Genomic DNA, 23,527 nt, shown 5'->3' on the forward strand with positions numbered 1-23,527 from the left:
AATCTCCTGGCAGTCGAATCGCGGGTACGGAAGACGCTGCGCAAGCTCTGTGCCTGCGATGCGTCAGATTTCATGCGGGCTCGGCGGTCTCCGTCAGCAGCGCGCGCTTGCTCGTCTGGCTGGCCCAGTGCTCGGCGTCGGGCAGCGGCTCCTGCGCGGCGGTGATGAGCGGCCATTGCGCGGCGAGGCGGCGGTTCAGCTCGACGTACTCGCGCTGCTCGACGGGCAGGTCCTTCTCGTCGAAGATGGCCTCGACGGGGCACTCGGGCACGCAGACACCGCAGTCGATGCACACCTCGGGGTCGATGACGAGAAAGTCGGGGCCTTCGTGGAAGCACTCCACGGGGCAGGCGGCGACGCAGTCGGTGTACTTGCAGCGGATGCAAGCCTCGGTGACGACAAAGCTCATGCCGCGCTCCCGTTCATCTGGATGGTCGTCAGCGCCAACTTGGAAAGTTTGCGCACGTCGGGGTCGGGGTCGCGCAGCGTGCGCTCCAGCGGCGTGATGGCGCGCGGGTCGCCGATCTCGCCGAGCGCAATGACGGCTTCCTTGCGCAGGTTGCTGACCGGGTGGATCAGTGCCTCCACCAGCGCCATCACGCCGTCGCGCGCCTTCAGCTTGCCCAGGGACCGCGCGGCCTTCACGCGCACCTGCCAGTACTCGTCGTCCATGGCGCGCACGAGGTTGGGCACGCCTAAAGCGGAGCCGGTCTTGGCGAAGGTCGTGGCGGCTTCCTCGCGCACCTGCCACACCGGGTCGTTGAGCGCGCGGCTGAGCGCGGGATGCACGCTGACATCGGCATCGTTGGCAAAGCTCAGCGCCCCGACCGCGACGCGGCGCACCTCGGCGTCGTCGTCGTGCGCGGCAACTTCGGTCAGCGCGGAGATGGCCTGCGGCTTCTTCAGGTAGCCGAGCACGCTGACGGCGGCGCGGCGCACCCTGGCCTCGGCATGGGCAAGCGCCGCCAGGGCCGGGTCGAAGGCGGCGTCCACGCGCAAGGCCTTCACAGCCTGCAACGCGGCGGCCTGCACCTCGGGGTCGGCATCGCCGAGATAGGGCAGCAGCGCAGTGGCCGAGGCCGGGTCCTTCAGCTCGGCCAGCGTGTATGCGACGGCGGCGCGCACATCGGCGTCCTCGTCCTTCAGCAGCGGCGCAATGGCAGCCAGCACCTCGGGCTCCTCGAAGCCTTCCAGCGCCTTGGCAGCTTCGAGCCGCACGGTGGCGTCGGTGTCCGCAAGGGCCGCGATCAGCAGCGGCGCAATGTCGTCTTCCTCGTCGGTGTAGGGCAGGTCGATGACGGCGATGCGGCGCACGCCCGCGTCGTCGTGCCGCAGCCGGTCATGGATGGATGTGGCCAGCATGCTTACCTCACCAGGTAGGGAATGTCGACACGAACCGCGCCGGTGGGGCAGTCCTTCTCGCAGGGCATGCAGTACCAGCATTCATCGAACTTCATGAACGCCTTGTTCTTGGTCAGGTCGATGGCCAGCACGTCGAGCGGGCAGACGTCCACGCAGACGGTGCAGCCCTTGTCGGCGATGCATTTGTCCTCGTCGATGACGACGGGCGCCTGGGTGCGGGTGATGGCGATGGTCATGGCAATCTCCTCGTTAGGCCGCTGCGGGCGTGGCAACGCGCAGGCGCTGGTAGGCGGACTTCTCTTCCTCGTTCAGCTCCACGACGTAGGGCTCCACCTCGCGCTTGCGGAACACGGCGTTGCCGTTGGCATCGCTCGTCACGTTGGTGTGGCAGAACCAGTCGGCGTCGTTCTTCTCGGGGTGGTCCACACGCAGGTGGTACAGGCCCCAGCGGCTCTCGGTGCGGTACAGCGACGCGCGTGCGGCCAGCTCGGCGCAGTCGCGGATGGTGTGGGCCTCCATCGCGCGCATCAGCTCATGCGGATCGGCCGCGCCCATGTGCTGCAGGTCCTCGCGGATCTCGTCGAAGCGCTGCAGGCCGATCTCCATCTTGCGGGTGACCTTGGGCGGCTGCAAGTAGTCGTTGACGATGCGGCGCGTCTTGTATTCGACCTGGAAGGGCGTGAGGCCTTCGGTGCGGCCCAGCGGCGCGTACACGCGGGCCTTCTCCTTTTCCACCTGGCCGGCATCGACGTTGGACTGGGAGATGCCGCTGACGTAGTCCGCTGCGTTCTCGCCGCAGAACTTGCCGTAGACGAAGGCGCCGAGCATGTAGTTGTGCGGGATGCTGGCGCAGTCTCCGGCCGCGTACAGGCCGGGGATGGAGCATTCGCCGCGCTCGTTGGTCCAGATGCCCGAGGCGCTGTGGCCGCTGCAGAAGCCGATCTCCGAGATGTGCATCTCGATCATCTGCTTGCGGTAGTCGGTGCCGCGGCCTTCGTGGAAGCGCCCGCGGCTGGGGCGCTCGTTGGTGTGCAGGATGTGCTCGATCTCGCTGATGGTTTCTTCAGCCAGGTGGTCGAGCTTCAGGAACACCGGGCCCTTGCCGCCTTCGAGTTCGTTGAAGAACTCCATCATCATCTGGCCGCTCCAGTAGTCGCACTCGATGAAGCGCTGGCCGGCGTTGTTGGACGTGTATCCGCCGAACGGGCCGGTCACGTAGGCGCAGGCCGGGCCGTTGTAGTCCTTGATCAGCGGGTTGATCTGGAAGCACTCCAGGTTGGTCAGCTCGGCGCCTGCGTGATAGGCCATCACGTGGCCCTCGCCGCAGTTGGTCGGGTTCTCGTAGGTGCCGAACAGGTAGCCGCTGGCGGGCAGGCCCAGACGCCCTGCCGCGCCCGTGCAGATGACGACGGCCTTGGCCTTGATGACGTGGAAGTCGGCCGTGCGGCAGTCGAAGCCCATCACGCCTGCGATCTCGCCGTCAGGCCCAGTCAGCAGCCGCGTCGCGACGACGCGGTTGGTGATCTCCACGCGCGCCCGCTTGAGCTGCCGGTAGAGCACCCGCTTCATGTGGTGACCCTCGGGCATGGGCAGCACATAACTGCCCAGGTGGTGGACCTTGCGCACCGAGTAGTCGCCGGTTTCGTCCTTCTCGAACTTGATGCCCCAGCGGTCCAGCTCCTCGATCATCGGGAAGCTGTTGGCCGCGTAGGCGTAGACACCCTTCTGGTCGACGATGCCGTCGTTGGCGACGGTGATCTCCTTGGTGTACTGCTCGGGGGTCGCGTGGCCGGGGATGACGGCGTTGTTCAGGCCGTCCATGCCCATGCTGATGGCGCCGCTGCGCTTGACGTTGGCCTTGTCCAGCACCAGCACGCGCAGCTTGGGGTTCTTCTCCTTGGCCTTGACCGCAGCCATGGGGCCGCCGGTGCCGCCGCCAACGATGACGATGTCGTACTCGGTTTCGATCGTGTTCATGTGCAGGCTCTCCTCAAGAGGCTCGTTCTGAAACAGGCACGCGATCGACGCGCACCTTGTACTGGAAGGCGTCACCGCGGTAATAGAGGTGTTCGTAGTCGATAGGCGCACCGTCGGCGGTGTGCGTGGTGCGCTCGATGAACAGCACCGGAGAGCCCGCCTCGACCTTGAGCTGCGCGGCCAGCGTCTCGTCGGCCAGCGTCGAGCCGATCTGCAGCTCGGCGTGGCCGAGAGACAGCCCGTAGTCGTTCTCCAGGATGACGAAGATGTCCCGCGCAGCCAGGTCTTCCTTGGCCAGGCGCTGGCCGATGGCTGCGGGCACCCAGGTCACGTCCAGCGAGATGGGCTCGCGGTTCAGGAAGCGCAGGCGCTGCAGCTCCGTGACCTTGGCGCGTTTGGGCAGATGCAGCTTCTCGGCCACCTGCGGGGACGGCACTACGGTCTTGATGGAGAGCACGCGGGCGAAGGTCTCGTAGCCCATCTGCCGCATCGCCTCGCCGAAGCCCTGTAGCCGGCCCAGATCCTGGAAGGCCTTGGGCTTGGAGACGAAGCTGCCCTTGCCGTGGATGCGGAAGATGAGGCCTTCGTTCTGCAGGTCGTTGAGCGCCTGCCGCACCGTGATGCGGCTCACGTCGAACGAAGCCATCATCTCGCTCTCCGACGGCATCTGCTGATGCGGCTGGTAGCTGCCATCGAGGATGCGTGCGCGCAGGATCTCCTTGATCTGCGTGTACAGCGGCTGTGGTGACGAAAGCCTGATCCGATGCGCGTCGTCCGCCTCGGGGGCGGTGACCAGCGTCAAGGGTTTCCTAGCTGCAAGAGCGTCTTTGCTCATGGCCGTCCAACTCGTTATGACGAGTTATGACGAGCACGAGCCGTGCCAGCTTTTCCGGGCCGGGATGGCACGCGATTCGCGACCTGGATAGCCCGCAGCCAAAGCCATGTTTTCGACCGCTGACGCCCGGGGCGACAGCGCCAGCGACACCCGTCAGCGTTGCTAGACAGCGCGCGCGCCTCACATCGGTCGGCTGCACCGAAGCGGGGTCCATGCCCCAATTCGAGTGCGCCAAAACTGTGATTCGCTCAACCCCCGTGAGGGCCGCGCCCGCCGCCTCAGTGCAAGGCCTGCCCGTCGGTAGCCGGCGGCGGGGCCTGTGTCGCGTTCTGGCCCCATTCGCGAGCCACCTGCTCGAAGTCGGCCTCCTCCAGCTCCGAGACTTCGACGCGGTCCGCGCCATCGCGCGACGGCACGGTGTCATCCAGGCTGCGCGCGTCGGATGCGGACGCCGGGGCACGGCCACCCAGTTGGCGAAGATGCTCCAACAACGCGACCAGGGCCGGCGAGTCGGCCTGCGCGACCACGCTCTGCCCCTGGGCCAGCGCCTTGCGGATCAGCTCAGGCGACAGCAGGGCCAGGCCCGGCCAGCCCTTGAGGACGAGCTGGTCATGCACCCGGACCAGGTGCGGCATTGCGGCGGCCGCGTCGGGGTGGGCCAGCAGCGCGATCTCGAGTTCGGCGCTGACCCGGGCACTGCTGGCCGGCTCGGCCGGCCCACGCGGGCGCCGCCGCTCGACCCAGACCAGGCGCGGGCCACCCTGGGTCCAACGCAGGCTGAAAGGTCGCTGGATCAGGCCGCGCAGCCACAGGAAGCCCGAGCGCAGGGAGCCGTCCCGCCCACGGCGGCGCTCCTTGGGCGCTGGAGGGCGCCGGGCTGAGGAGGAACTGGACGCGGTTTGACGGGGCATGGGCAGGAACTGCCTGGATGAGCCCGATTCTGGTGTTCCGGCGGGCCGAACGGCACCCGACGAACTAGGGGCTGCCGCCCGGCCGCTCAGATCGCCAGCCGCTCCCTCACCCCGTCTGCCGGCATGTCCTTGCCGCGCCCGCGCATGACGATCTCGCCACGCTGCATCAGCAAATACTGATCAGCCAGCTCTTCGGCGAAGTCGTAGAACTGCTCGACCAGCACGACCGAAAGCCCCTTGTCGTGGGCCAGGTGCTTGATGACGCGGCCGATGTCCTGGATGACGTTGGGCTGGATGCCTTCGGTCGGCTCGTCCAGCAGCAGCACCTTGGGCCCGGGCGCGAGCGCGCGGGCGATGGCGAGCTGCTGTTGCTGGCCGCCGGACAGGTCGCCGCCGCGGCGTGAGCGCATCTTGTCGAGGACCGGGAACAGCTCGAACAGCTCCTTGGGCAGCGGCGTGCCCACGGGCTGGCTGGAGAGACCCATCTGAAGGTTCTCCATGACTGTGAGCCGGCCGAAGATCTCGCGGCCCTGCGGCACGTAGCCGAGGCCGGCGCGCACGCGCTGGTGGGTCTTCAGCTTGTTGATCGGCTCGCCAGACAGCGTGATGCTGCCGGACGTGACGGGCACGACGCCCATCAGGCTCTTCAGCAGAGTGGTCTTACCAACGCCGTTGCGACCGAGCACGACCGTGATCTCGCCGGGCTTCAGGTCGAAACCCAGACCGCGCAGGATGTGCGAACCGCCGTAGTGCTTGTGCAGGTCTTGGACCTGGAGGATGTCAGCTTTATCGGCCAAGGTAGACCTCGATCACTTTCTCGTCGGACTGCACGGCGGCCATCGTGCCTTCGGCCAAGGTCTTGCCTTCATGCAAGACCGTGACCGTGCGATGCGCGCCGGCCAGCGTGCCGACGAAGTTCATGTCGTGCTCGACGACGACCAGCGAGTGCTTGCCCTCCAGGCTCAGGAACAGCTCGGCCGTGCGCTCGGTCTCCTCGTCCGTCATGCCCGCAACGGGCTCGTCCAGCAGCAGCAGCTTGGGGTCCTGCGCCAGCAGCATGCCGATCTCCAGCCACTGCTTCTGGCCGTGGCTCAGCAGACCGGCGACGCGCTCGCGCTCGTCGGTCAGGTGCACAGTCTTCAGCAGTTCGCCGAGGCGATCCTGCTGTTCGCCGCTGAGCCTGGCACGCATCGCAAATCGCGCACGGCGATCACCGGCCAGCGCCAGCTCCAGGTTCTCGGCAACCGTCAGCGCCTCGAACACCGTCGGCTTCTGGAACTTGCGGCCGATGCCCGCGCGGGCGATCTGCTGCTCGCTCATCAGGCGCAGGTTCAGGTTGCTGCCGAAATAGATGCGGCCGCTGTCGGGCCGGGTCTTGCCGGTGAGGCAGTCCATCGTCGTCGTCTTGCCGGCGCCGTTGGGGCCGATGACGCAGCGCAACTCGCCCACGCCGACGGTGAAGCTCAGGCCGCCCAGCGCCTGGAAGCCATCGAAGGCGACCTTGAGGTCTTCGACATAAAGGGCCACGCCCTGGTTGAAGATGGGTTCGCCGGAAGTGGCGATGCGCGTGAGGGCCCGGGAGCGGACCTCAGCGCCGGCTTCGAGAAGCTCTGGTGTCATTTTTTGAACCTCTTCGCCAGCCCCATCAGACCTTGCGGCAGGAACAGCGTCACGGCGATGAACAGGCCGCCCAGGATGTAGAGCCAGCCCTCGGGCCACACGGCGGTGAAGACCGATTTCGTGCCGTTGACGAAGAAGGCGCCGATGACCGGCCCGATCAGCGTGCCGCGCCCGCCGACCGCCGCCCAGATGGCCATCTCGATGCTGGCCGCGGGGCTCATCTCGCCGGGGTTGATGATGCCGACCTGCGGCACGTAGAGCATGCCGGCCAGCGCGCACATCATGGCGGAGATGACGTAGGCGCTGAGCTTGAAGGCGACCGGGTCATAGCCCAGGAAGCGCACACGGCCTTCGGCATCGCGAATGGCCTGGAGGATGCGGCCCCAGCGGCTTTGCGTGAGCGCGCGGGCGATCAGGTAGCAGGCGATCAACGCGACACCGCTCGCCACGCACAGGCCCACCTTCATGCCCGGCGTGTTCAGCGGCATGCCGGCGATGCGCTTGAAGTCGGTGAAACCGTTGTTGCCGCCGAAGCCCGTCTCGTTGCGGAAGAACAGCAGCATGGCCGCCACCGTCAACGCCTGCGTGATGATGGAAAAGTACACGCCCTGGATGCGCGAACGGAAGGCGAAGTAGCCGAACACCGCGGCCAGCAGGCCGGGCACGGCGAGCGCCAGGAAGATCTGCCCGACCAGCGAATCGCTGAGCACCCAGTGCCAGGGCAGTTCCTTCCAGTTCAGGAAGACCATGAAGTCCGGCAGGTCCGACTGATATTGGCCCTCGCGACCGATCTGGCGCATCAAATACATGCCCATGCCATAACCGCCGAGCGCGAAGAACAGGCCATGGCCGAGCGACAGGATGCCGCCGAATCCCCAGATGAGGTCCAGGGCCAGGGCACAGATGGCAAAGCAGAGGAACTTGCCCAGCAGGCCGACGTAGAACTCGCTGAGGTGCAGCGCGTGCCCGGGCGGGAAGGCGAGGTGCAGGAAAGGCACGAGCAGCGCCAAGACTGCCACGGCGATGAGCAGAGACTTCTTCATTCGACCGACCTGCCCTTCAGTGCGAACAGGCCCTGGGGCTTCTTCTGGATGACGAGCACGAGCAGCATCAGCAGCGCGATCTTGGCGAGCACGGCGCCCTGCCAGCCTTCGAGCAGCTTGGACAGCACCCCCAGGCCAAGGCCGGCGTAGACCGTGCCGGCCAGCTGGCCCACGCCGCCGAGCACGACCACCATGAAGGCGTCGACGATGTAGCTCTGGCCGAGGTCAGGGCCGACGTTGCCGATCTGGCTCAGCGCACAGCCGGCCAGGCCCGCGATGCCGGAGCCGAGCGCAAAGGCCATCGTGTCGACCTGGGCGGTGTTGACGCCCACGCAGGCGGCCATGCGCCGGTTCTGTGTGACGCCGCGCACCATCAGGCCCAGGCGCGTCTTGGCCAGCAGCAGCGCCATGCCGCCTAACACCAGGGCCGCGAAGGCAATGATGGCCAGGCGGTTGTAGGGCAGCGTCAGGTTGGGCAGCAACGCCCAGCCGCCGGACAACCAGCCGGGGTTCTCGACGGCCACGTTCTGCGCGCCGAACAGCGTGCGCACGGCCTGCATCAGCACCAGGGAGATGCCCCAGGTGGCCAGCAGCGTCTCAAGTGGGCGGCCGTAGAGCCATCTAATGACGGTGCGTTCCATTGCTGCGCCGACGAGGGCAGCCGCGATGAAGCTGGCCGGCAGCGCCAGCCACAGGTAGTAATCAAAGGCAGCGGGCAGCCAGGCACGGAAGCCCTGCTGCACCATGTAGGTGGCGTAGGCGCCCACCATCAGCAGCTCGCCGTGGGCCATGTTGATGACGCCCATCAGGCCGTAGGTGATGGCCAGGCCCAACGCGACCAGCAGGAGCACCGAGCCGAGGCTCACGCCGGAGAACAGCAGCTGCGCCCGCTCACCCCAGGCGAGGCGGTCGCCGATGGCGTCGATGGCGCTCTTCATCGCCGCCTTGGTGGCGGCATCGGTCTCGCCGCTGATGCGGTCCAGCAGCAACGCGCGCGTCGTCGGGTCGGCGCTGCCGGCCAGCTCGATGGCGGCGGCGCGGCGCTGTGCGGCATCGGCGGAAGACAGCTTGGCCCCCGCCACCAGCGCGCTCAACTGGCTGCGCAGGCCGGCGTCGGTTTCGGCCGCGAGCGCACGTTCGTACAGCGGCAGCTTGGCGGCGCTGGCGTCCTCGCGCAGCGTTGCCAGCGCCTTGGCGCGTGTGTCACGGTCCTTGGACAGCAGGGCCAGCCCGGCCAGCGCCGAGTCGATCTCGCGGCGCAGGCGGTTGTTCAGCATGGGCTCGTCACCCTCAGGCGGCGCGGCGCCCTCGGCGGCCACGACGGCCTTCCCCTCACGCAGCCGCACCCGGCCGTCGAGCAAGGCATGCAGGTAATCCGCCAGCGCAGGGTCGGCCTGGGCGACCGCCTCGTTCAGCGCCGCGACGCGCTCGTCGCCTTCACCAGCGGCGATGCGGGTCAGCAGTTCAGGCGGCAGCGCTGCCGAGGCCGACAGGCCCAGCAGCGCCAGCCAACAACCGATCAGAAGTCGTTTGATCATGAAGATCCAAGCGAACGAACCAGCGCCGTGCGAATGCACGAGCGCTCCTCAAGCGGCCGCCGTGGAACTGGCTTTGCCAGGCCACTGGCGGCGCCCCCTGGGGGGAGGCGCCTTGGCGCCTCGGGGGGGTCTTATTTCACTTCGTCGGTTCGTCCTTCTTGCCCTTGTTCTCGGGGATGTACGGGCTCCACGGCTGGGCCTTGACCGGGCCAGGCGTCTTCCACACCACGTTGAACTGGCCGTCCGCCTTCACTTCGCCGATGAAGACCGACTTGTGCAGGTGGTGGTTCTTCTCGTCCATCTTGGACGTGATGCCCGACGGCGCCGTGAAGGTCTGGCCGGCCATCGCGGCGATGACCTTGTCGGTGTCCGTGCTGCCGGCCTTCTTGACCGCTTGCGCCCACATGTTGATGCCGATGTAGGTGGCTTCCATCGGGTCGTTGGTCAGCGGCTTGTCCTTGTGGCCGGCGATGCCCTTGGCCTTGGCGTAGTCGCTCCACTTCTTGATGAAGGCGTCGTTGGCCGGGGCCTTGATCGACATGAAGTAGTTCCACGCCGCCAGGTGGCCTTGCAGCGGCTTGGTGTCCACGCCGCGCAGCTCTTCTTCACCCACCGAGAAGGCCACCACCGGCACGTCCGTCGCCTTCAGGCCCTGGTTGCCCAGTTCCTTGTAGAAGGGCACGTTGGAGTCGCCATTGATGGTCGAGACCACGGCGGTCTTCTTGCCTTCGGCCGAGAACTTCTTGATCTTGGCGATGATGCTTTGGTAGTCCGCGTGGCCGAAGGGGGTGTAGTCCTCCATGATGTCGGCGTCGGCGATGCCCTTGCTCTTCAGGAAGGCGCGCAGGATCTTGTTGGTCGTGCGCGGGTAGACGTAGTCGGTGCCCAGCAGCACGAAGCGCTTGGCACCGCCGCCGTCCTTGCTCATCAGGTATTCCACCGCAGGGATGGCCTGCTGGTTGGGCGCGGCACCCGTGTAGAACACGTTCTTGCTCAGCTCTTCACCTTCGTACTGCACCGGGTAGAACAGCAGCGAGTTGGTCTGCTCGAACACCGGCAGCACCGACTTGCGGCTCACCGACGTCCAGCAGCCGAACACGACGGCGACCTTGTCCTGCGAAATGAGCTGCTTGGCCTTTTCAGCGAACAGCGGCCAGTTGGAAGCCGGGTCGACCGTGACGGGCTCGAGCTTCTTGCCGAGCAGGCCACCCTTGGCGTTGATCTCGTCGATGGCCATCAGGACGGTGTCCTTGAGGACGGTCTCGGAGATGGCCATGGTGCCCGACAGCGAGTGCAGCACGCCGACCTTGATGGTGTCGGCAGCGTAGGCGGCGGGAGTGATGAGAGCGGCGGCGGCAGAAGCGGCCAGGGCCAGGGCAGAACGGCGAAGCATCGGTGAGACCTCCAGTGGGGTGTTGGGATGAAGTTCGGTAGCCGATGGCACCGTCCGCAAGGCGCGTGCCAGGCTGTGAATTTCGTTATGCCCCATGACGGGCATCCCTCACGACACTGTTTTGGTGCAAACAAGGGTCGAACGGCACCGTTGGTGTACCGCAGCAACGCGGATGCGCACCAAGTCGGAACGACCGCGCCCCGATTCGTGCTCAGGCGGCCAGGCCACGCAAGACCGTGGACGGGCTCTGACCGACCGTCAGCGCGAGACCACGCCCAGTCGTTGGTGAGCCGTGCCGTGGCCAGGCGCCTGAAGCGCTGAACGCGTCCGCAAGGTGCACAGATGCCGGCACCAACGACGTGCACGGCGAGGTAGTCGCCCACTGCCTCTAAACAGCTCACACGCGGCCGCCGATTCCTCCCACAGCGAGACCCGCTGCGCCTAGGTGTGAGCGGGCAGGATCTGGCCATCGCAGGCGCCAAAGCCGATGCGCCGGAACCCGGGCTTGTGCGCAACGGCGCGCAGGCCCAGCGTGTCGCCGTCGAGCACGAAGGTGCGCGTCTCGCCGTTGGGCAGCGTGATGGGCTGCCTGCCGCCGCCCGTCAGTTCCAGCAGCGAGCCGGCCTCCTCGGGCGCCGGGCCGCTGATGGTGCCGGTGCCGAGCAGGTCGCCCGGCTGCAAGTTGCAGCCGTTGCTGGCGTGGTGGGTGAGCATCTGCGCGAGCGACCAGTAGGCATGGCGCAGGTTGGAGCGCGACAGCCGCGTCGGCTCAGTCATGGCTGGCGTCTTGAACCAGACCTCCAGCTCGATGTCGAAACTCGCGTTCGCGCGGTGCTCCGGCGAGTCGAGATAGGGCAGCGGCTGCGGATCTTCGGCCGGGCGCGTGAAGGGGATGCGGAAGGGCGCCAGCGCCTCCATCGTGACGATCCACGGCGAGATGGTCGTGCCGAAGTTCTTGGCTAGGAAGGGACCGAGCGGCTGGTACTCCCAGGGCTGGATGTCGCGGGCGCTCCAGTCGTTCAGCAGCGTCAGGCCGAAGGCGTGTTCGTCGGCCTCGTCGATGCCGAAGGGCTCGCCCAAGGCGTTGCCGGGGCCGACGAAGAGGCCCAGTTCCAGCTCGCAGTCGACACGGGCACTGGGCTTGAAGACGGGCACCTCAGCATCCGGCGGCTTGACCTGGCCCCTGGGCCGGCGCAGCGGCGTGCCGCTGACGACGATGGAGGAGCTGCGGCCGTGGTAGCCGATGGGCACCCACTGGTAGTTGGGCAACAAAGGGTTGTCCGGGCGGAACAGCTTGCCGATGGCGCGGGCGTGGTGGATGCCGGTATAGAAATCGGTGTAGTCGCCGATGCGGCAGGGCAGCGTGTACTCAGCCTGGGCCTGCGGCACGAGCGCCATCTCGGGCGAGCCCGCCTTCAGCGTGTCGAACAGTCGGTGCCGCAGCGCCAGGCGCTCGCTGCTCGGGCGGGCCATCAACGCGTTCATGTCGGTGATGCCCCAGGCGCTCAGGTCCAGGATCTGGCTGCCGATGCCGACGCCGATGCGCCAGGGTTCCAGCGTGCCCGCGCGGCGGAAAGTGCAGAAGGGCAGGTTCTGCAGCGGGAAGTCGGTCGCGGGGTCGTCCGCCGACTCGACCCAGGAGAGGGCTGCCGCGTCATGGGTGTGGTCGATCATGCTTTGAACTCGTCTTTCAGGCCTTGCCAGCAGTTGGCGTAGGTCGTCTCCAGCGGCGCGTCGCGCAACGCCCAGGCGGTCGGTTTGAGGGGCCAGCGCGTCTCGAACATGAAGGCAAGCGTGGCATCCAGCTTGTGCGGCTTCAGCTCGGCGCCGCTGGCCTTGTCGAAGGCGTCGCTGTCGGGGCCGTGGGGCACGAAGCTGTTGTGCAGGCTGGCGCCGCCGGGCTTGAAGCCCTCGGGCTTGGCGTCGTACTGGCCCAGCACCAGGCCCATGAACTCGCTCATCACGTTGCGGTGGTACCAGGGCGGCCTGAAGGTGTCCTCAGCCACCATCCAGCGCGGCGGGAAGATGACGAAGTCGACGTTGGCCCAGCCAGGCGTGTCGCTGGGGCTGGTGAGGACGGTGAAGATGCTCGGGTCGGGGTGGTCGAAGCTGACGGTGTTGATCGTCATGAAGCGCGATGTGTCCCAGCGATAGGGCACCAGGTTGCCGTGCCAGGCAACGACGTTGAAGGGGCTGTGCGCCTGGTGTGCGCGCCAGAGCTTGCCGCCGTAGCGTTTGACGATTTCGTACTCGCCCTCCTCCGCTTCATGCCACGCGACAGGCGCCTCGAAGTCGCGCGCGTTGGCCAGGCCGTTGGAGCCGATCGGGCCCAGCTCGGGCAAGCGGAAGGCGGCACCGTGGTTCTCGCAAACGTAGCCGCGCGCGGGCATGTCCAGCGGGTCGACTTTGAAGACCATGCCGCGCGGCAGCAGCGCGATGGAGCCGGGTGCGACTTCCAGACGGCCCAGCTCCGTCGTGACGAGCAGCCGGCCTTGCTGGGGCACGAGCAGCATCTGGGCGTCGGCGTTCACCAGCGCGCGGCGGCCCATGGCGCGCGTGGCGACGTAGGCCAGCGCACTCATGCCGGCGACACCGCATTCGCCGTTGACCGCGTAGGTACGCAGGCCATCGATGAAGTCGCCCTCCTCAGGCAGCGGCGTCGGCCCCCAGCGCAGCGGGTCGGGCGGCGCGCACTCGCCTTCGGCCGCACCGCTCTTCCAGTGCGCATGCGGCAGGGGCTGATAGCCACCGACGACGACCGACGGGCGGCGGCGGTAGAGCCAGGTGCGATGGTTGTCCGCGCGCGGCGCGGTGAAGGCGCTGCCCGACAGCAGCTCCGCATATAGGCCATGCGGCGCGCGCTGTGGGCTGTTGCGCCCGATGGGCAGCGCGCCGGGATGGGCCTCGCTGCTGTGCTGATTGCCGAAGCCGGTCAAGTAGTTCAATGAGGTCAGTTCAGTCATGGCGTTCGTGATGAGCGACGGCGGTCATTGGGATTCGCGCGCAAGCGCGAAAGCTTCACGCAGCACCTCGCGGTCGCCGATGTGGTTGCACAGGATCAGCGTCAGCCGTGCCAGCCAATCGGCCGCCGCCTCGTCGTTCAAGCCTGCCTGGGCGGCGATGAGCTCGGCATAGAAGGCATCGGCTTCGCGCCCGAAATTTGGGGTCAGAGTCAATTTCATCTTGCTCATCACAGCTCTCCACGGGCTCGAGCGAGCGCCGCCTGAAACGCCTCGGCGTCGAAGCGGTGCCAGCGCGCGGCGACGACGGCGTCGGGGCGGATCAGGTGGACGCTGCCCGGCCGGGCGCCGTAGCGCGATGCCGCCACGCCCTCGGCCGGCAGCACAATGAGCCGCACACCCGTTGCCGGCGCCGGCCAGCCAAAACACAGCAGCAAAAACTCGCCGAACTGCTCGCTCAGCCAGCCGCCCTCCAGCGGCGCATCCGGCGCCGGGCCGCCGGGCGCCGGGCCGCCGGCCCAGGGCTCAACATCAGGCGTACTCAGCGGGGAGTCGACATGCTCGGTGGGCGTCGACAGCCGCCCGCTGTTGACCAGCGGCCTGGCGAGCTCCGTGCGCGCGGCCAGGTCCAGCGCCGCCTTGCGCAGGCGCTGGCTCAAGGCGCTCTTGGGGCTGATGAAATCGGTGGCGCGTGTCGAGTGGCCAATGTTGTCGTCGGCGGCTTCGATGCGCTCGAACTCGTAGGCATCGAGGAGCACATCACCGCCCTCGCCCTTCAGCACGGCAGCCAGCTTCCAACCGAGGTTGTCGGCATCCTGCACGCCGCTGTTGGCGCCACGCGCGCCGAAGGGCGAGACCTGGTGTGCCGCATCGCCAGCCAGCAGCACGCGGCCCACGCGCAAGCGCTCGGCACGGCGGCAGCAGAACTGGTAGATGGACGACCAGACCAGCTCGAACTGCTCGCTGCCCAGCATCGCCGCGACATGCGCCCTGATGCGATCCGCGTCGCGCTCGGCCTCGACGTCGGCGTCGCGCCCAAGCTGGAAGTCAATGCGCCAGAGGCCCTGGGCCTGCGCATGCAGCAGCACGGACTGGCCGCGATGGAAGGGCGGGTCGAACCAGAACCAGCGCTCGGGCCTGGCCGGGTCCAGGCCACGCGGCCGCGCACCGGGCGCCAAGCGCACGTCGGCGATCAGGAAGCGGTCCTCGAAAACCTGGCCCGCGAAGCCCAGCCCCAGCAGCGTGCGCGTGGGGCTGCGCGCGCCATCGCAGCCCACGACCCAATCGGCGCGCATGTCGAACAGGCCATCCGGCGTGCGCACGTTCAGCGTCACACCACCCTCGTCCTGCTCCAGCCCGATCAGCTCATGCCGGCCGCGCAGTTCGATACGCTGATCGAGCTGAACCGCGCGCACCAGCTTGGCCTCGACGCTGTCCTGCTGGAGGTTGACCATGGCCGGCATCTTGTGATGCGCCTCGGGCAACAAGTCGAAGGCATAGGCCTCGCGCTCACCGTGGAAGACCCGGCCACGCTGCCAGCGCACGCCCTCGCGCGCGATGGCCTCGCCAACGCCGAGGCGATCAAACACCTCCAACGTCTTCTTGGCCCAGCAGACGGCGCGCGAGCCCTCGCCGATGCGGTCGCTGTCGTCGATGACGACGACCGGCACGTCACGCCCGGCCAGGTCCAGCGCCAGCGCCAGGCCCACCGGCCCGGCGCCGACGATGACGACCGGGCGGCGCTGCGGCTGGCCGGAGCGTTGCTCCAGGCTCTGGTGATACAGATAGCGCGGCAGGTCCACGTTCAGATGCCTTCCAGGGCCTTCCACATCTCGACATCACGGTCGGCCGTCCAGATGCGCGGGTGGGCCGTGCCGCAAGCCTCGTCAAACGCGCGGGTGACGTCAAACGGCATGCAGTGGTCGAAGATGACCCAGTGGCCGTACTTGGGTCGCAGCGCCGCCATGGTGCGCTGGTAGACCGGCTTCAGCTCCTCGCCCGCCGCCACACCGGTCTGCACGGCGGCATACAGCTCGCTGACGAAGGCGCGGGTGCCGCCCAGGCCTGCGGCGACCTGCTCGGCGCCCTTCAAGGCGGGGCCACGGCCGGGCACGAGAGCAGCGGCGTTCAGAGCAGCAATCGCATCCAGCGTCGCTGGCCAGTCGGCAAAGTGGGCATCGCCGCAATAGGGCGTCGCATCGAACTCGACCAGGTCGCCGCTGAACAGCACCTGCTCCTCAGGCAACCACGCCACCGTGTCGCCCGCCGTGTGGCCGCGGCCCGGCGAGAACATCTCGACCTGCACGCCGCCGAGGTCCAGCGTCAGCCGGCCCGAGAAGGTCAGCGTCGGCCAGGTCAGCCCCGCGGGCACGGACTCGACGTTGCGGAACAGCCGCGGGAAGCGGCCGATCTCGCTGGCCTTGTCCTGCTCGCCGCGTTCCTTGATGAGTGCCAGCGTCGCCTCGCTGGCGATGACCTGCTCCAGGCCCTCGGCCTTGAACGCCGACGCGCCCAGCACGCGCACCGCGTGATAGTGGCTGAGCAGCACGTACTTGATGGGCGCCGCCGTCACCTCGCGGATGCGGCGGATGACGTCGGCCGCCATGACCGGCGTGGCCTGGGTGTCGATCACCATCACCGCATCGCGGCCGATGACGATGCCGGTGTTGGGGTCGCCCTCGGCTGTGTAGGCCCAGGCGTGCTCCGAGAGGCGCTCGAAGGTGACCTTCTTTTCTTCCAGGTCGGCTTGCGAGGCAAAGGCTTTGGTCGTCATGCAGGTCTCCAACAGCGGAACAGAAATTTAGCCTATTACAAATGAATTCGCCAATATAGAATTTTTAGCATGAGCGACGTCAAGGGCAACGGCAAGGAAGCCAGGGGCATCCAGAGCATCGAGGTGGGTGGCCAGTTGCTGCTGGCGCTGGCCCACAACGGCCGGCCCATGGCCCTGAAGGACCTGGCCCGGGAGGCAGGCATGACGCCGGCGAAAGCGCATCCTTATCTGGTGAGTTTCATCAGGCTGGGCCTGGTGGAGCAGGAAGGGGGCAGCGGGCCGTATGGCCTTGGGCCCCTGGCCTTGCAGCTGGGCCTCATCAGCCTGCAGCAGTACGACCCGGTGCGCCTGGCCACGCCGGTTATCGAGGAACTGGCCCTGCAGATCGGCCACACCGTGGCGATCGCCGTCTGGGGCACGCGCGGGCCCACCATCGTGCGTGTGGCGGAGGGGCCGACGCCGGTGCACATCAGCATGCGGCACGGCACGGTGATGAGCGTGGCCGGCACGGCATCGGGGCGGCTGTTTGCGACCTGGCGCGCCGAAGATGCCATGGCCCTGGGCGAACCCCTGCCCGATGCGGCGGCACTGGCGGAGGTGCGAGAAGGCGGGCTGGCGACGTCACGCGACGGCGTCGTTCTCGGCGTAAGCGCGGCGGCGGCGCCGGTTTTCGACGCAGCTGGCCGGCTGGTGCTGGCACTGACGGCCATCGGCGCCAGCGCGAGCTTCGACACCTCGGCCACTGGTGCACTGACCAGCGCCCTGCGCGACGCCGCTGCACGCCTGTCACGCCGACTTGGCCACTGATCCGACGCCGCAAGGCAGGCGACAGGATTCTTTTTGAAATATATCGCAAACTATTTTTGCAATTTGAGCGGCATCTTTGCATCTCATATATTGCGCAACGCGACTCAATGTACGCGGCCGGCCTCAAAGATAAGCAATCGACAAGGTCAAATAATCATAAATTCCTAAGTCACAGCTTACATATATTGCTGTTCCGTCAAGCACCGTTAACTTACTTTTCCAGTTGGCAAAAAGCATCGCTCGCAATGCCAACAATTGCGCCTAATTTCCAAAAATTCTTTCTAAATCAATGGCTTGCCTGATATTGAAATGACCCGGAGCGCCGAATGACCCCTCATTCACGTATTCCTTAATCGCCTTGCGTTTTTACCAACCAGGAAAATTGATTCACCAGCCAGCGCCCTGACCGGGCGTCGCGTTCTGGCCGAACCTTTTGGCAAACCACCCGTTTCGCCGATCCTTCCTGGAGCAGTGATGCACAAGCAAACCCGAGTTACCGCAGCGGTCCTGATGGCCGTGAGCGGCTTCAGCGCGTTGGCGCAAACCCCGCCATCCACCCCGGAGACCCCGGCCACCCAGATGGAGCGCGTTACCGTCACGGGTTCGGCCATCAAGCGTCTTGATGCCGAGACCACCGTGCCGGTCACGGTCCTGAGGATGAGGGACCTGCAGCAGCAAGGCCTCACCACGGTCGAGCAGATCCTGGGTTCGCTGACCGCCAGCCAGACCAGCCTGGGCACCAGCCAGGCCGTGGGCTCATCCACCGGTGGCGCCTCCTTCGCGGACCTGCGCGGTGTGGGCGCCAACAAGACACTAGTACTGCTGAATGGCCGGCGCATCGCCAACAACGCCTTCGATGGCTCGGCGCCCGACCTGAACATGATCCCGATGGCGGCCATCGAGCGCATCGAGGTGCTGCGCGACGGCGCCTCCGCGCTGTACGGCACGGACGCCATTGGCGGCGTCATCAACTTCATCACCCGCAAGGAATACCAGGGCGGCACCGTGACGGTGGGCACCGAAGTGCCTCAGCACGCCGGCGGCAAGTCAATGAACGCCAACGCCGGCTTCGGCTTCGGCGACCTGGAGACCCAGGGCTTCAACGTGCTGGGCTTCGTCGACTTCCAGAAGCAGGACCGCATCAGCGGCTCGCAGCGCCCGTTCAATACCCGCTATGCGGGCGGCATCTCCGGCTCGCCATCGCCAGCCAACTACTACCAAGACCCGAACGTCTGGTACAACCCCGCCGCTCCGGCCTGTACGGACGGCGTCTTCATCGTTCCAGGCGGCGATGGCACCTCCTGCTCGATGACGACGTCCAACTTCGTGGACTACATCCCGAAGAGCGAGCGTGCCTCCGGCATGGTCAAGGCCGACGTGAAGCTGGGTGAGAACCACGTGCTGGGCGCGGAGTACTTCTTCACTCGCAGCAACGTGAAGACGCTGATCGCCCCGGTGCCCTTCGGCTTCCTGCCGATGAACCGCCTGCGCCCGGACGGCACGCCCAACCCCTACTTCCCGACCAATGCGGCCCTGGACCCGGCCTTCGACGACGGCCTGGTGGGTGAAACGGTGACTGACGGCGGCGCGCTGGTCCAGCCAGGCTACGTCATCGCCCGCTGGCGCGACATGCCCAACGGTCAGCGCGGTGACAGCAACACCAACACCCAGCAGCGCCTGACGCTGTCTCTGGAAGGCACGCTCGCCGGCTGGGACTACGCCGTCGGCGTGAGCCGCAACCAGAACAAGGTCGACGAGAAGCTGATCAGCGGCTACGCCAACGGCCCGCTGGTCTATGAAGGTGTATTGACCGGCGTGATCAACCCCTTCGGCGCACAGAGCACCGCCGGCCAGGCCCTGCTCGAGCAGGCCGGCGCGAGCGGCCTGATCCTGTACGGCAAGGGCACGACGACCAACGTCGACGCCCGTGCCAGCCGCGAGTTGGGCGACTGGTTCGGCGCAGGCCGGGCAGCGGCCATCGCCGTCGGTGCCGAGTTCCGCAAGGAAAAGTTCGTGCAGCAGGCCAACCCGGACTACGCGGCCGTCGTCATCGACTCGACCGGCATCGACCCGGCCACCTACAGCGCCGGCACGCGCAAGGTCTCGGCCGCGTACACCGAGCTGAACGTGCCGCTGCTGAGTTCGCTCGACATCACGGCCGCCGTGCGCTACGACAAGTACAACGATTTCGGCAACACCACCAATCCGAAGATCGGCTTCCGCTTTCAACCGAACAAGCAGGTGCTGGTGCGCGGCTCCTACTCAACAGGCTTCCGCGCCCCGTCGCTGTTTGAGCTGAATGCCGCTCAGACCTACACGAACTCCGGCAACGTGGCCGACCCGTTGCTGTGCCCCGGTGGAGACGGTACGGGTCCGAACTCGGTGTGCAACAACCAGTTCATGGTGCTCAACGGCGGCAACCTGACGCTCGAACCTGAAAAGAGCAAGAACGCCACGCTGGGCCTTCTGGTGCAACCCATGCCCGACCTGAGCATCGGCCTGGACTTCTGGGCGCTGCGTCTGAAGAACCAGATCGGCGTCGTCGGTGACGACTCGTTGTTCGACGCTGCCAACTACGCGCTATTCAGCCAGTACTTCCACCGCAACGCCAGCAACCAGCTGTCCAGCAATGGCAACCAGTGCCCGGGCACCAACTGCGGCTACGTGGACGTGCGCCAGCAGAACCTCGGCGGCACCAACACCAACGGTGTGGACATCACGGCCAACTACCGCCTCCCCACGGCGGTCGGCACGTTCACGTTCGGCCTGAACAGCACTTACGTGGCCAAGTACGAGTACCAGGACTTCCGCGGCGGCCCGTGGAACCAGAACGTGGCTGTCTATTCGGGCGCGGGCCCGGTCTTCCGCTGGCAGCACACGCTGACGGGCATCTGGACTCAAGGCGCCTTCACGGTGGGCGCCACCGGCCACTACAAGTCGGGCTACATCGACTCCGACCCGACCAACCACGTGAGCAACTACGCCACGCTGGACCTGTTCGGTTCCTGGAAGCCGATGAAGAGCACCACGCTGACGCTGGGCGTTCGCAACGCGACCGACCGCGATCCGCCGCTCAGCTACCAGACCCAGGTCTTCCAGGCTGGCTACGACCCGCGCTACACCAGCCCCATCGGCCGCGCCTACTACGCCCGGGCGTCCTTCGATTTCTGATCGACAGGTCTGCGCTCTCAAGCAAAAGGGGTCCCACGGGACCCCTTTTTTCTTTGCGGCGACGTTGCCGAAATGACCCGACAGGCTCAGACCACCGGCAGCTTGGCCAGCATGGCGGCCTCGGTGGCCTCGTCCCAGAACAGCGGGTAGAGGCAGCGCGCCGTCGACAGCAATTCGGGGCGACCGCCCAGCAGTGCGATCTGCTCGCGCGCCGTCGCAAAGTCGAAGCTCATCAGCACGGCCGGCGCGTCCACGCGCGGGTTGTGGCGGGCCGTGGTGTAGGGCAGCAGGCCCAGCCAGCGGCGATAGAAGGCCACATGACGCGGGTTCACCTCGATCACGAGGCGATCGACCCGCGCACGGCGGTGAGCATGCAGATAGCCAAGGTGAAAGATCTGGGCCAGCACGCGCTTGGGTTCGTGGGAATGCTTGTCGACCGCCAGGCCGCCGAACTCACAGAGCGTGACGCCCGCAGCGCGCCACTCGGCCATCTCTTCCTTGAACAGCGTGTCGGCGTGCAGGCCGCCGGGGCCGTCAAACCGCACGGACAGCGTGCCGACGATCTTGTCGCCGTCGTTGGCGGTGCAGACGATGTCGCCCGCTTCATTGCGGCTGCTGTAGCGCTCGCGTGAAACCGCCAGGCCGCGATCACCGTAACGTCGTTCCACCAAACCCAATGCGTCGCCATCCAGCGCACCAAAGTCGCTGTTCATTTCCAAGGGCGGACCGCCGAAAGGATTGAGCGGCGTACGACGACTTTCTTTGAAATTGGGGAACATCAACTGCGTCCTTGGCGCCCGATGCACCGAGCGGCGAAGTCTAGGGATTGGAAGGTGACTTTTCCCCACCGCAAACAGATGGATACACCTGCTTTCCCTAGGATATAGGGGGCAAGTCGCCCGAACAGGTGACAACTTGACGGGAAGCTTGCCGATCCTGGGTGGCGGGTTGAATTTGAAAAAGGCCACGCAAGCGTGACCTTCTCAAAAACGCCAACCAGCCAGAAGTGCTCAGGCGGCGTAGCGCGCCGCCAGGCGGTTCATGTTGGTCATGGACAGACGGTGCATCTCGATCAGCGCGATGAGCCCATTGCGGTGCAATTCCAGCACCTTGGCGTCGGGCAATTCGCTGTACTTCTTCTCGTCCAGGGCCAGGAAGCCCTCGACGTCCAGCTTCTCGCCGTTCGGCAGGGTGGCTTCAAAACGCATGTCCTGCAGCAGGTCCAGTTCGACGAGCAGGTTGCAGATCAGGCGGGTGCGCTCGGCCTCCTGCTCGAAATTCTCGAGGAAGGCGCGGGCGTTCAGCAGGAACTCGGTCGGCTCGCCGTTGGCAAACAGAGCCTCGCCGGTGGTCTCGCCGAAGCCGGTCCACTTGCTGTCATAGCAGACGGCCAGGCTGTTGGCATTGCCGTCCAGGCGTGCCATTGCAAACGGATAGCGGCGCACATAGGCCGGCACGTAGGTGGCCGTCCACTTGTCGCCATCGACGAACAGGTTGGACCCCGGCTTCAGGCCGAGCACGGCCAGCGGCGCGACGGGCTGCTTGCCATCGGCGCCAGCATCGCCGGTGCGCACGAAGACGACCGGGAACTCCTTGCAGGCGTCACCGAACTCCACCGCGGCCAGGAAGACCGAGTTCTGGTCGGCCACGCGGCTGACGACGGGCGCGGCCGTGTCGAGCTTGAGGTTCTTGTGGACTTCGCGGTCCAGCGGCTGCAGTTCGCCGTACATCGGGGGGTTGCTCATGTGTTTCTTTCTCCAGTTTCCGCGGCCAGACGACTGACCAGCACTTTGTCCACACGTTTGCCGTCGAGGTCCACGACCTCGAATCTCCACGCGTCCCACTCCACGACATCGGTCGTGCGCGGCAAGCGCCCCAGCAGCAGCATGATCATGCCGGCCAGGGTGTTGTAGCGCCCACGGTCCTCTTCGGGCAGTTCCTTCAGCTCCAGGCGGTCCTTCAGCTCAGGCACGGGGATGAGGCCATCGATCAGCCAGCTCCCGTCCTCGCGCTGCACCGCCCAGGCATCGCCATCGCTTGGAGCGTTGAACTCCCCGGCAATGGCTTCCAGCACATCACGCACGGCAATCACGCCCTGCACCTCGCCATACTCATCGACGACGAAAACCAGGGGCGCGTCCGAGACGCGGAAATGGTCCAGCAGCTCCATGCCCGACAGCGTTTCGGGCACGAACAGCGGCGGCTCCAGGCCCGTCATCAGGTCCAGCGGCAGGCCTTCCAGCATGCCGGCCAACAGCGCCGGCGCATTGGCCACACCGAGCACTTCGGTCAGGCCGCCACGGCAGACCGGGTAACGATTGAAGCCGTGTTCGCGCAGCACCGCCAGCACCTCGGCGGGCGTCGCGTCGACCTCGAGCCAGGCGATCTCGGCGCGCGGAATCATCATCGAGCCGACCTGGCGCTCGTCCAGGCGGAACACGTTGCGCACCATCTGATGCTCGTGCTGCTCGATGACGCCGGCGTCCAGGCCTTCCTCCAGGCTGGCCGCAATCTCCTCTTCCGTCACGCCGCGCTGGGCCCGGTTGCGCAGCCCCATCAGGCCCAGCGTCGCCTCGGTCGCAAAGCTCAGCAGCTTCACCAGCGGCCGTGTCGCCGTGGAGATGACATTCATCGGCGGCGCGACCAGGCGAGCCACCGTCTCGGGGTAGATCTGGCCGACGCGCTTGGGCACCAGCTCGCCGAAGACGATGGTGAGCAAGGTGATGATGACGACGACCAGCGCCGTCGCCGCGATCTGCGTGGCGTGGGGCTGCAGGTTGAAGGTCTCGCTCAACCACAGCGACAGCGGGCCGGAGAACGCCGCGTCGCCGACGATGCCGTTGAGCACGCCGATGCCGGTGATGCCGATCTGCACGGTGGACAGGAATTTGGTGGGGTTGTCGTGCAGGTCCATGGCGGCCTGCGCGCCGCCCTCGCCGCTTTCAACCATCACCTGCAGCCTTGCCTTGCGGCTCGCGGTCAGGGCCATCTCCGACATCGCGAACAGGCCGTTGAGGAAAATCAGAAAGAGAACGAGCGCGGTATCCATCTAGAGCGCCAGGCCTGGGGAAACCCGAAGCGGCGCGGGGTCGAAAACGAAGCCCGGGAGACTAGCAGATGGCCATGACGCCGCCCAT

General features: G+C 66.6%; 21 protein-coding genes. 2 read left to right on the forward strand and 19 right to left on the reverse strand.

Annotated features, from left to right (window positions below):
• Nucleotides 1-70 precede the first annotated feature (70 nt).
• The 16 genes from fdxA to AC0IZJ_RS05880 all read right to left on the reverse strand — a co-directional run bounded on the left by fdxA (nucleotide 71) and on the right by AC0IZJ_RS05880 (nucleotide 16,412).
• A complete protein-coding gene (gene fdxA, locus AC0IZJ_RS05805) occupies nucleotides 71-409 on the reverse strand; it encodes a ferredoxin FdxA (protein WP_471847592.1) in 339 nt (112 codons plus the stop codon).
• Nucleotides 406-1,362 (reverse strand): HEAT repeat domain-containing protein, encoded by a 957-nt coding sequence (locus AC0IZJ_RS05810; RefSeq protein WP_471847594.1) that lies wholly within the window; start codon nucleotides 1,360-1,362, stop codon nucleotides 406-408. Before AC0IZJ_RS05810 ends, fdxA begins: the two co-directional genes overlap by 4 nt.
• A gap of 2 nt (nucleotides 1,363-1,364) precedes the next feature.
• Nucleotides 1,365-1,598: a 4Fe-4S dicluster domain-containing protein gene (locus AC0IZJ_RS05815; protein ID WP_056269581.1), complete on the reverse strand. Its 234-nt coding sequence runs from the start codon at nucleotides 1,596-1,598 to the stop codon at nucleotides 1,365-1,367.
• A gap of 13 nt (nucleotides 1,599-1,611) precedes the next feature.
• Nucleotides 1,612-3,339 (reverse strand): fumarate reductase/succinate dehydrogenase flavoprotein subunit, encoded by a 1,728-nt coding sequence (locus tag AC0IZJ_RS05820; protein ID WP_471847596.1) that lies wholly within the window; start codon nucleotides 3,337-3,339, stop codon nucleotides 1,612-1,614.
• A gap of 13 nt (nucleotides 3,340-3,352) precedes the next feature.
• A complete protein-coding gene (locus AC0IZJ_RS05825) occupies nucleotides 3,353-4,174 on the reverse strand; it encodes a GntR family transcriptional regulator (RefSeq protein WP_471847598.1) in 822 nt (273 codons plus the stop codon).
• A gap of 278 nt (nucleotides 4,175-4,452) precedes the next feature.
• Nucleotides 4,453-5,085, reverse strand: a complete 633-nt coding sequence (locus tag AC0IZJ_RS05830; protein WP_471847600.1) for a hypothetical protein — start codon at nucleotides 5,083-5,085, stop codon at nucleotides 4,453-4,455.
• An 86-nt stretch (nucleotides 5,086-5,171) separates the two neighbouring features.
• Nucleotides 5,172-5,864 (reverse strand): urea ABC transporter ATP-binding subunit UrtE, encoded by a 693-nt coding sequence (gene urtE, locus AC0IZJ_RS05835; protein ID WP_471848465.1) that lies wholly within the window; start codon nucleotides 5,862-5,864, stop codon nucleotides 5,172-5,174.
• Nucleotides 5,865-5,871: 7 nt separating this feature from the next.
• Entirely contained in the window at nucleotides 5,872-6,705 is an 834-nt protein-coding gene (gene urtD / locus AC0IZJ_RS05840; protein ID WP_471847602.1) for an urea ABC transporter ATP-binding protein UrtD, read from the reverse strand.
• On the reverse strand, nucleotides 6,702-7,748 hold the full coding sequence (gene urtC / locus AC0IZJ_RS05845; protein WP_471847604.1) for an urea ABC transporter permease subunit UrtC: 1,047 nt from the start codon (nucleotides 7,746-7,748) through the stop codon (nucleotides 6,702-6,704). The genes urtD and urtC overlap by 4 nt, the downstream gene beginning before the upstream one ends.
• Nucleotides 7,745-9,286 (reverse strand): urea ABC transporter permease subunit UrtB, encoded by a 1,542-nt coding sequence (urtB, locus tag AC0IZJ_RS05850; protein WP_471847606.1) that lies wholly within the window; start codon nucleotides 9,284-9,286, stop codon nucleotides 7,745-7,747. The genes urtC and urtB overlap by 4 nt, the downstream gene beginning before the upstream one ends.
• 136 nt (nucleotides 9,287-9,422) lie before the next feature.
• Nucleotides 9,423-10,679, reverse strand: a complete 1,257-nt coding sequence (gene urtA / locus AC0IZJ_RS05855) for an urea ABC transporter substrate-binding protein (RefSeq protein ID WP_471847608.1) — start codon at nucleotides 10,677-10,679, stop codon at nucleotides 9,423-9,425.
• Between the two features lie 441 nt (nucleotides 10,680-11,120).
• Nucleotides 11,121-12,353 (reverse strand): fumarylacetoacetase, encoded by a 1,233-nt coding sequence (fahA, locus tag AC0IZJ_RS05860; protein WP_471847610.1) that lies wholly within the window; start codon nucleotides 12,351-12,353, stop codon nucleotides 11,121-11,123.
• Nucleotides 12,350-13,642, reverse strand: coding sequence for a homogentisate 1,2-dioxygenase (hmgA, locus tag AC0IZJ_RS05865; protein ID WP_471847612.1), 1,293 nt, complete (start codon nucleotides 13,640-13,642; stop codon nucleotides 12,350-12,352). The genes fahA and hmgA overlap by 4 nt, the downstream gene beginning before the upstream one ends.
• Before the next feature lie 24 nt (nucleotides 13,643-13,666).
• The gene (locus AC0IZJ_RS05870) at nucleotides 13,667-13,870 is read right to left on the reverse strand and encodes a DUF2783 domain-containing protein (protein ID WP_471847614.1); all 204 of its coding nucleotides are present in this window, start codon (nucleotides 13,868-13,870) and stop codon (nucleotides 13,667-13,669) included.
• Complete coding sequence (locus AC0IZJ_RS05875) at nucleotides 13,870-15,441, reverse strand: FAD-dependent monooxygenase (RefSeq protein ID WP_471847616.1); 1,572 nt, start codon at nucleotides 15,439-15,441, stop codon at nucleotides 13,870-13,872. The genes AC0IZJ_RS05870 and AC0IZJ_RS05875 overlap by 1 nt, the downstream gene beginning before the upstream one ends.
• Nucleotides 15,442-15,443: 2 nt before the next feature.
• Nucleotides 15,444-16,412 (reverse strand): MBL fold metallo-hydrolase, encoded by a 969-nt coding sequence (locus AC0IZJ_RS05880; RefSeq protein WP_471847618.1) that lies wholly within the window; start codon nucleotides 16,410-16,412, stop codon nucleotides 15,444-15,446.
• 69 nt (nucleotides 16,413-16,481) lie between these two features.
• Between AC0IZJ_RS05880 and AC0IZJ_RS05885 the strand changes: the two genes are divergently transcribed.
• Both AC0IZJ_RS05885 and AC0IZJ_RS05890 read left to right on the forward strand, forming a co-directional pair.
• Complete coding sequence (locus AC0IZJ_RS05885) at nucleotides 16,482-17,219, forward strand: IclR family transcriptional regulator (protein WP_471847620.1); 738 nt, start codon at nucleotides 16,482-16,484, stop codon at nucleotides 17,217-17,219.
• A 474-nt stretch (nucleotides 17,220-17,693) separates the two neighbouring features.
• Nucleotides 17,694-20,390, forward strand: a complete 2,697-nt coding sequence (locus AC0IZJ_RS05890; protein WP_471847622.1) for a TonB-dependent receptor plug domain-containing protein — start codon at nucleotides 17,694-17,696, stop codon at nucleotides 20,388-20,390.
• 86 nt (nucleotides 20,391-20,476) lie between these two features.
• Here the strand turns inward: AC0IZJ_RS05890 and AC0IZJ_RS05895 are convergent, their stop codons facing one another.
• The 3 genes from AC0IZJ_RS05895 to AC0IZJ_RS05905 form a co-directional block, all read right to left on the reverse strand.
• Nucleotides 20,477-21,103: an N-acyl amino acid synthase FeeM domain-containing protein gene (locus tag AC0IZJ_RS05895; protein WP_471847624.1), complete on the reverse strand. Its 627-nt coding sequence runs from the start codon at nucleotides 21,101-21,103 to the stop codon at nucleotides 20,477-20,479.
• Between the two features lie 297 nt (nucleotides 21,104-21,400).
• On the reverse strand, nucleotides 21,401-22,135 hold the full coding sequence (locus AC0IZJ_RS05900) for a SapC family protein (protein ID WP_471847626.1): 735 nt from the start codon (nucleotides 22,133-22,135) through the stop codon (nucleotides 21,401-21,403).
• Entirely contained in the window at nucleotides 22,132-23,439 is a 1,308-nt protein-coding gene (locus AC0IZJ_RS05905) for a hemolysin family protein (protein ID WP_471847628.1), read from the reverse strand. Before AC0IZJ_RS05905 ends, AC0IZJ_RS05900 begins: the two co-directional genes overlap by 4 nt.
• Nucleotides 23,440-23,527: the final 88 nt, after the last annotated feature.

The organism is Roseateles sp. AC306, from assembly GCF_979253795.1.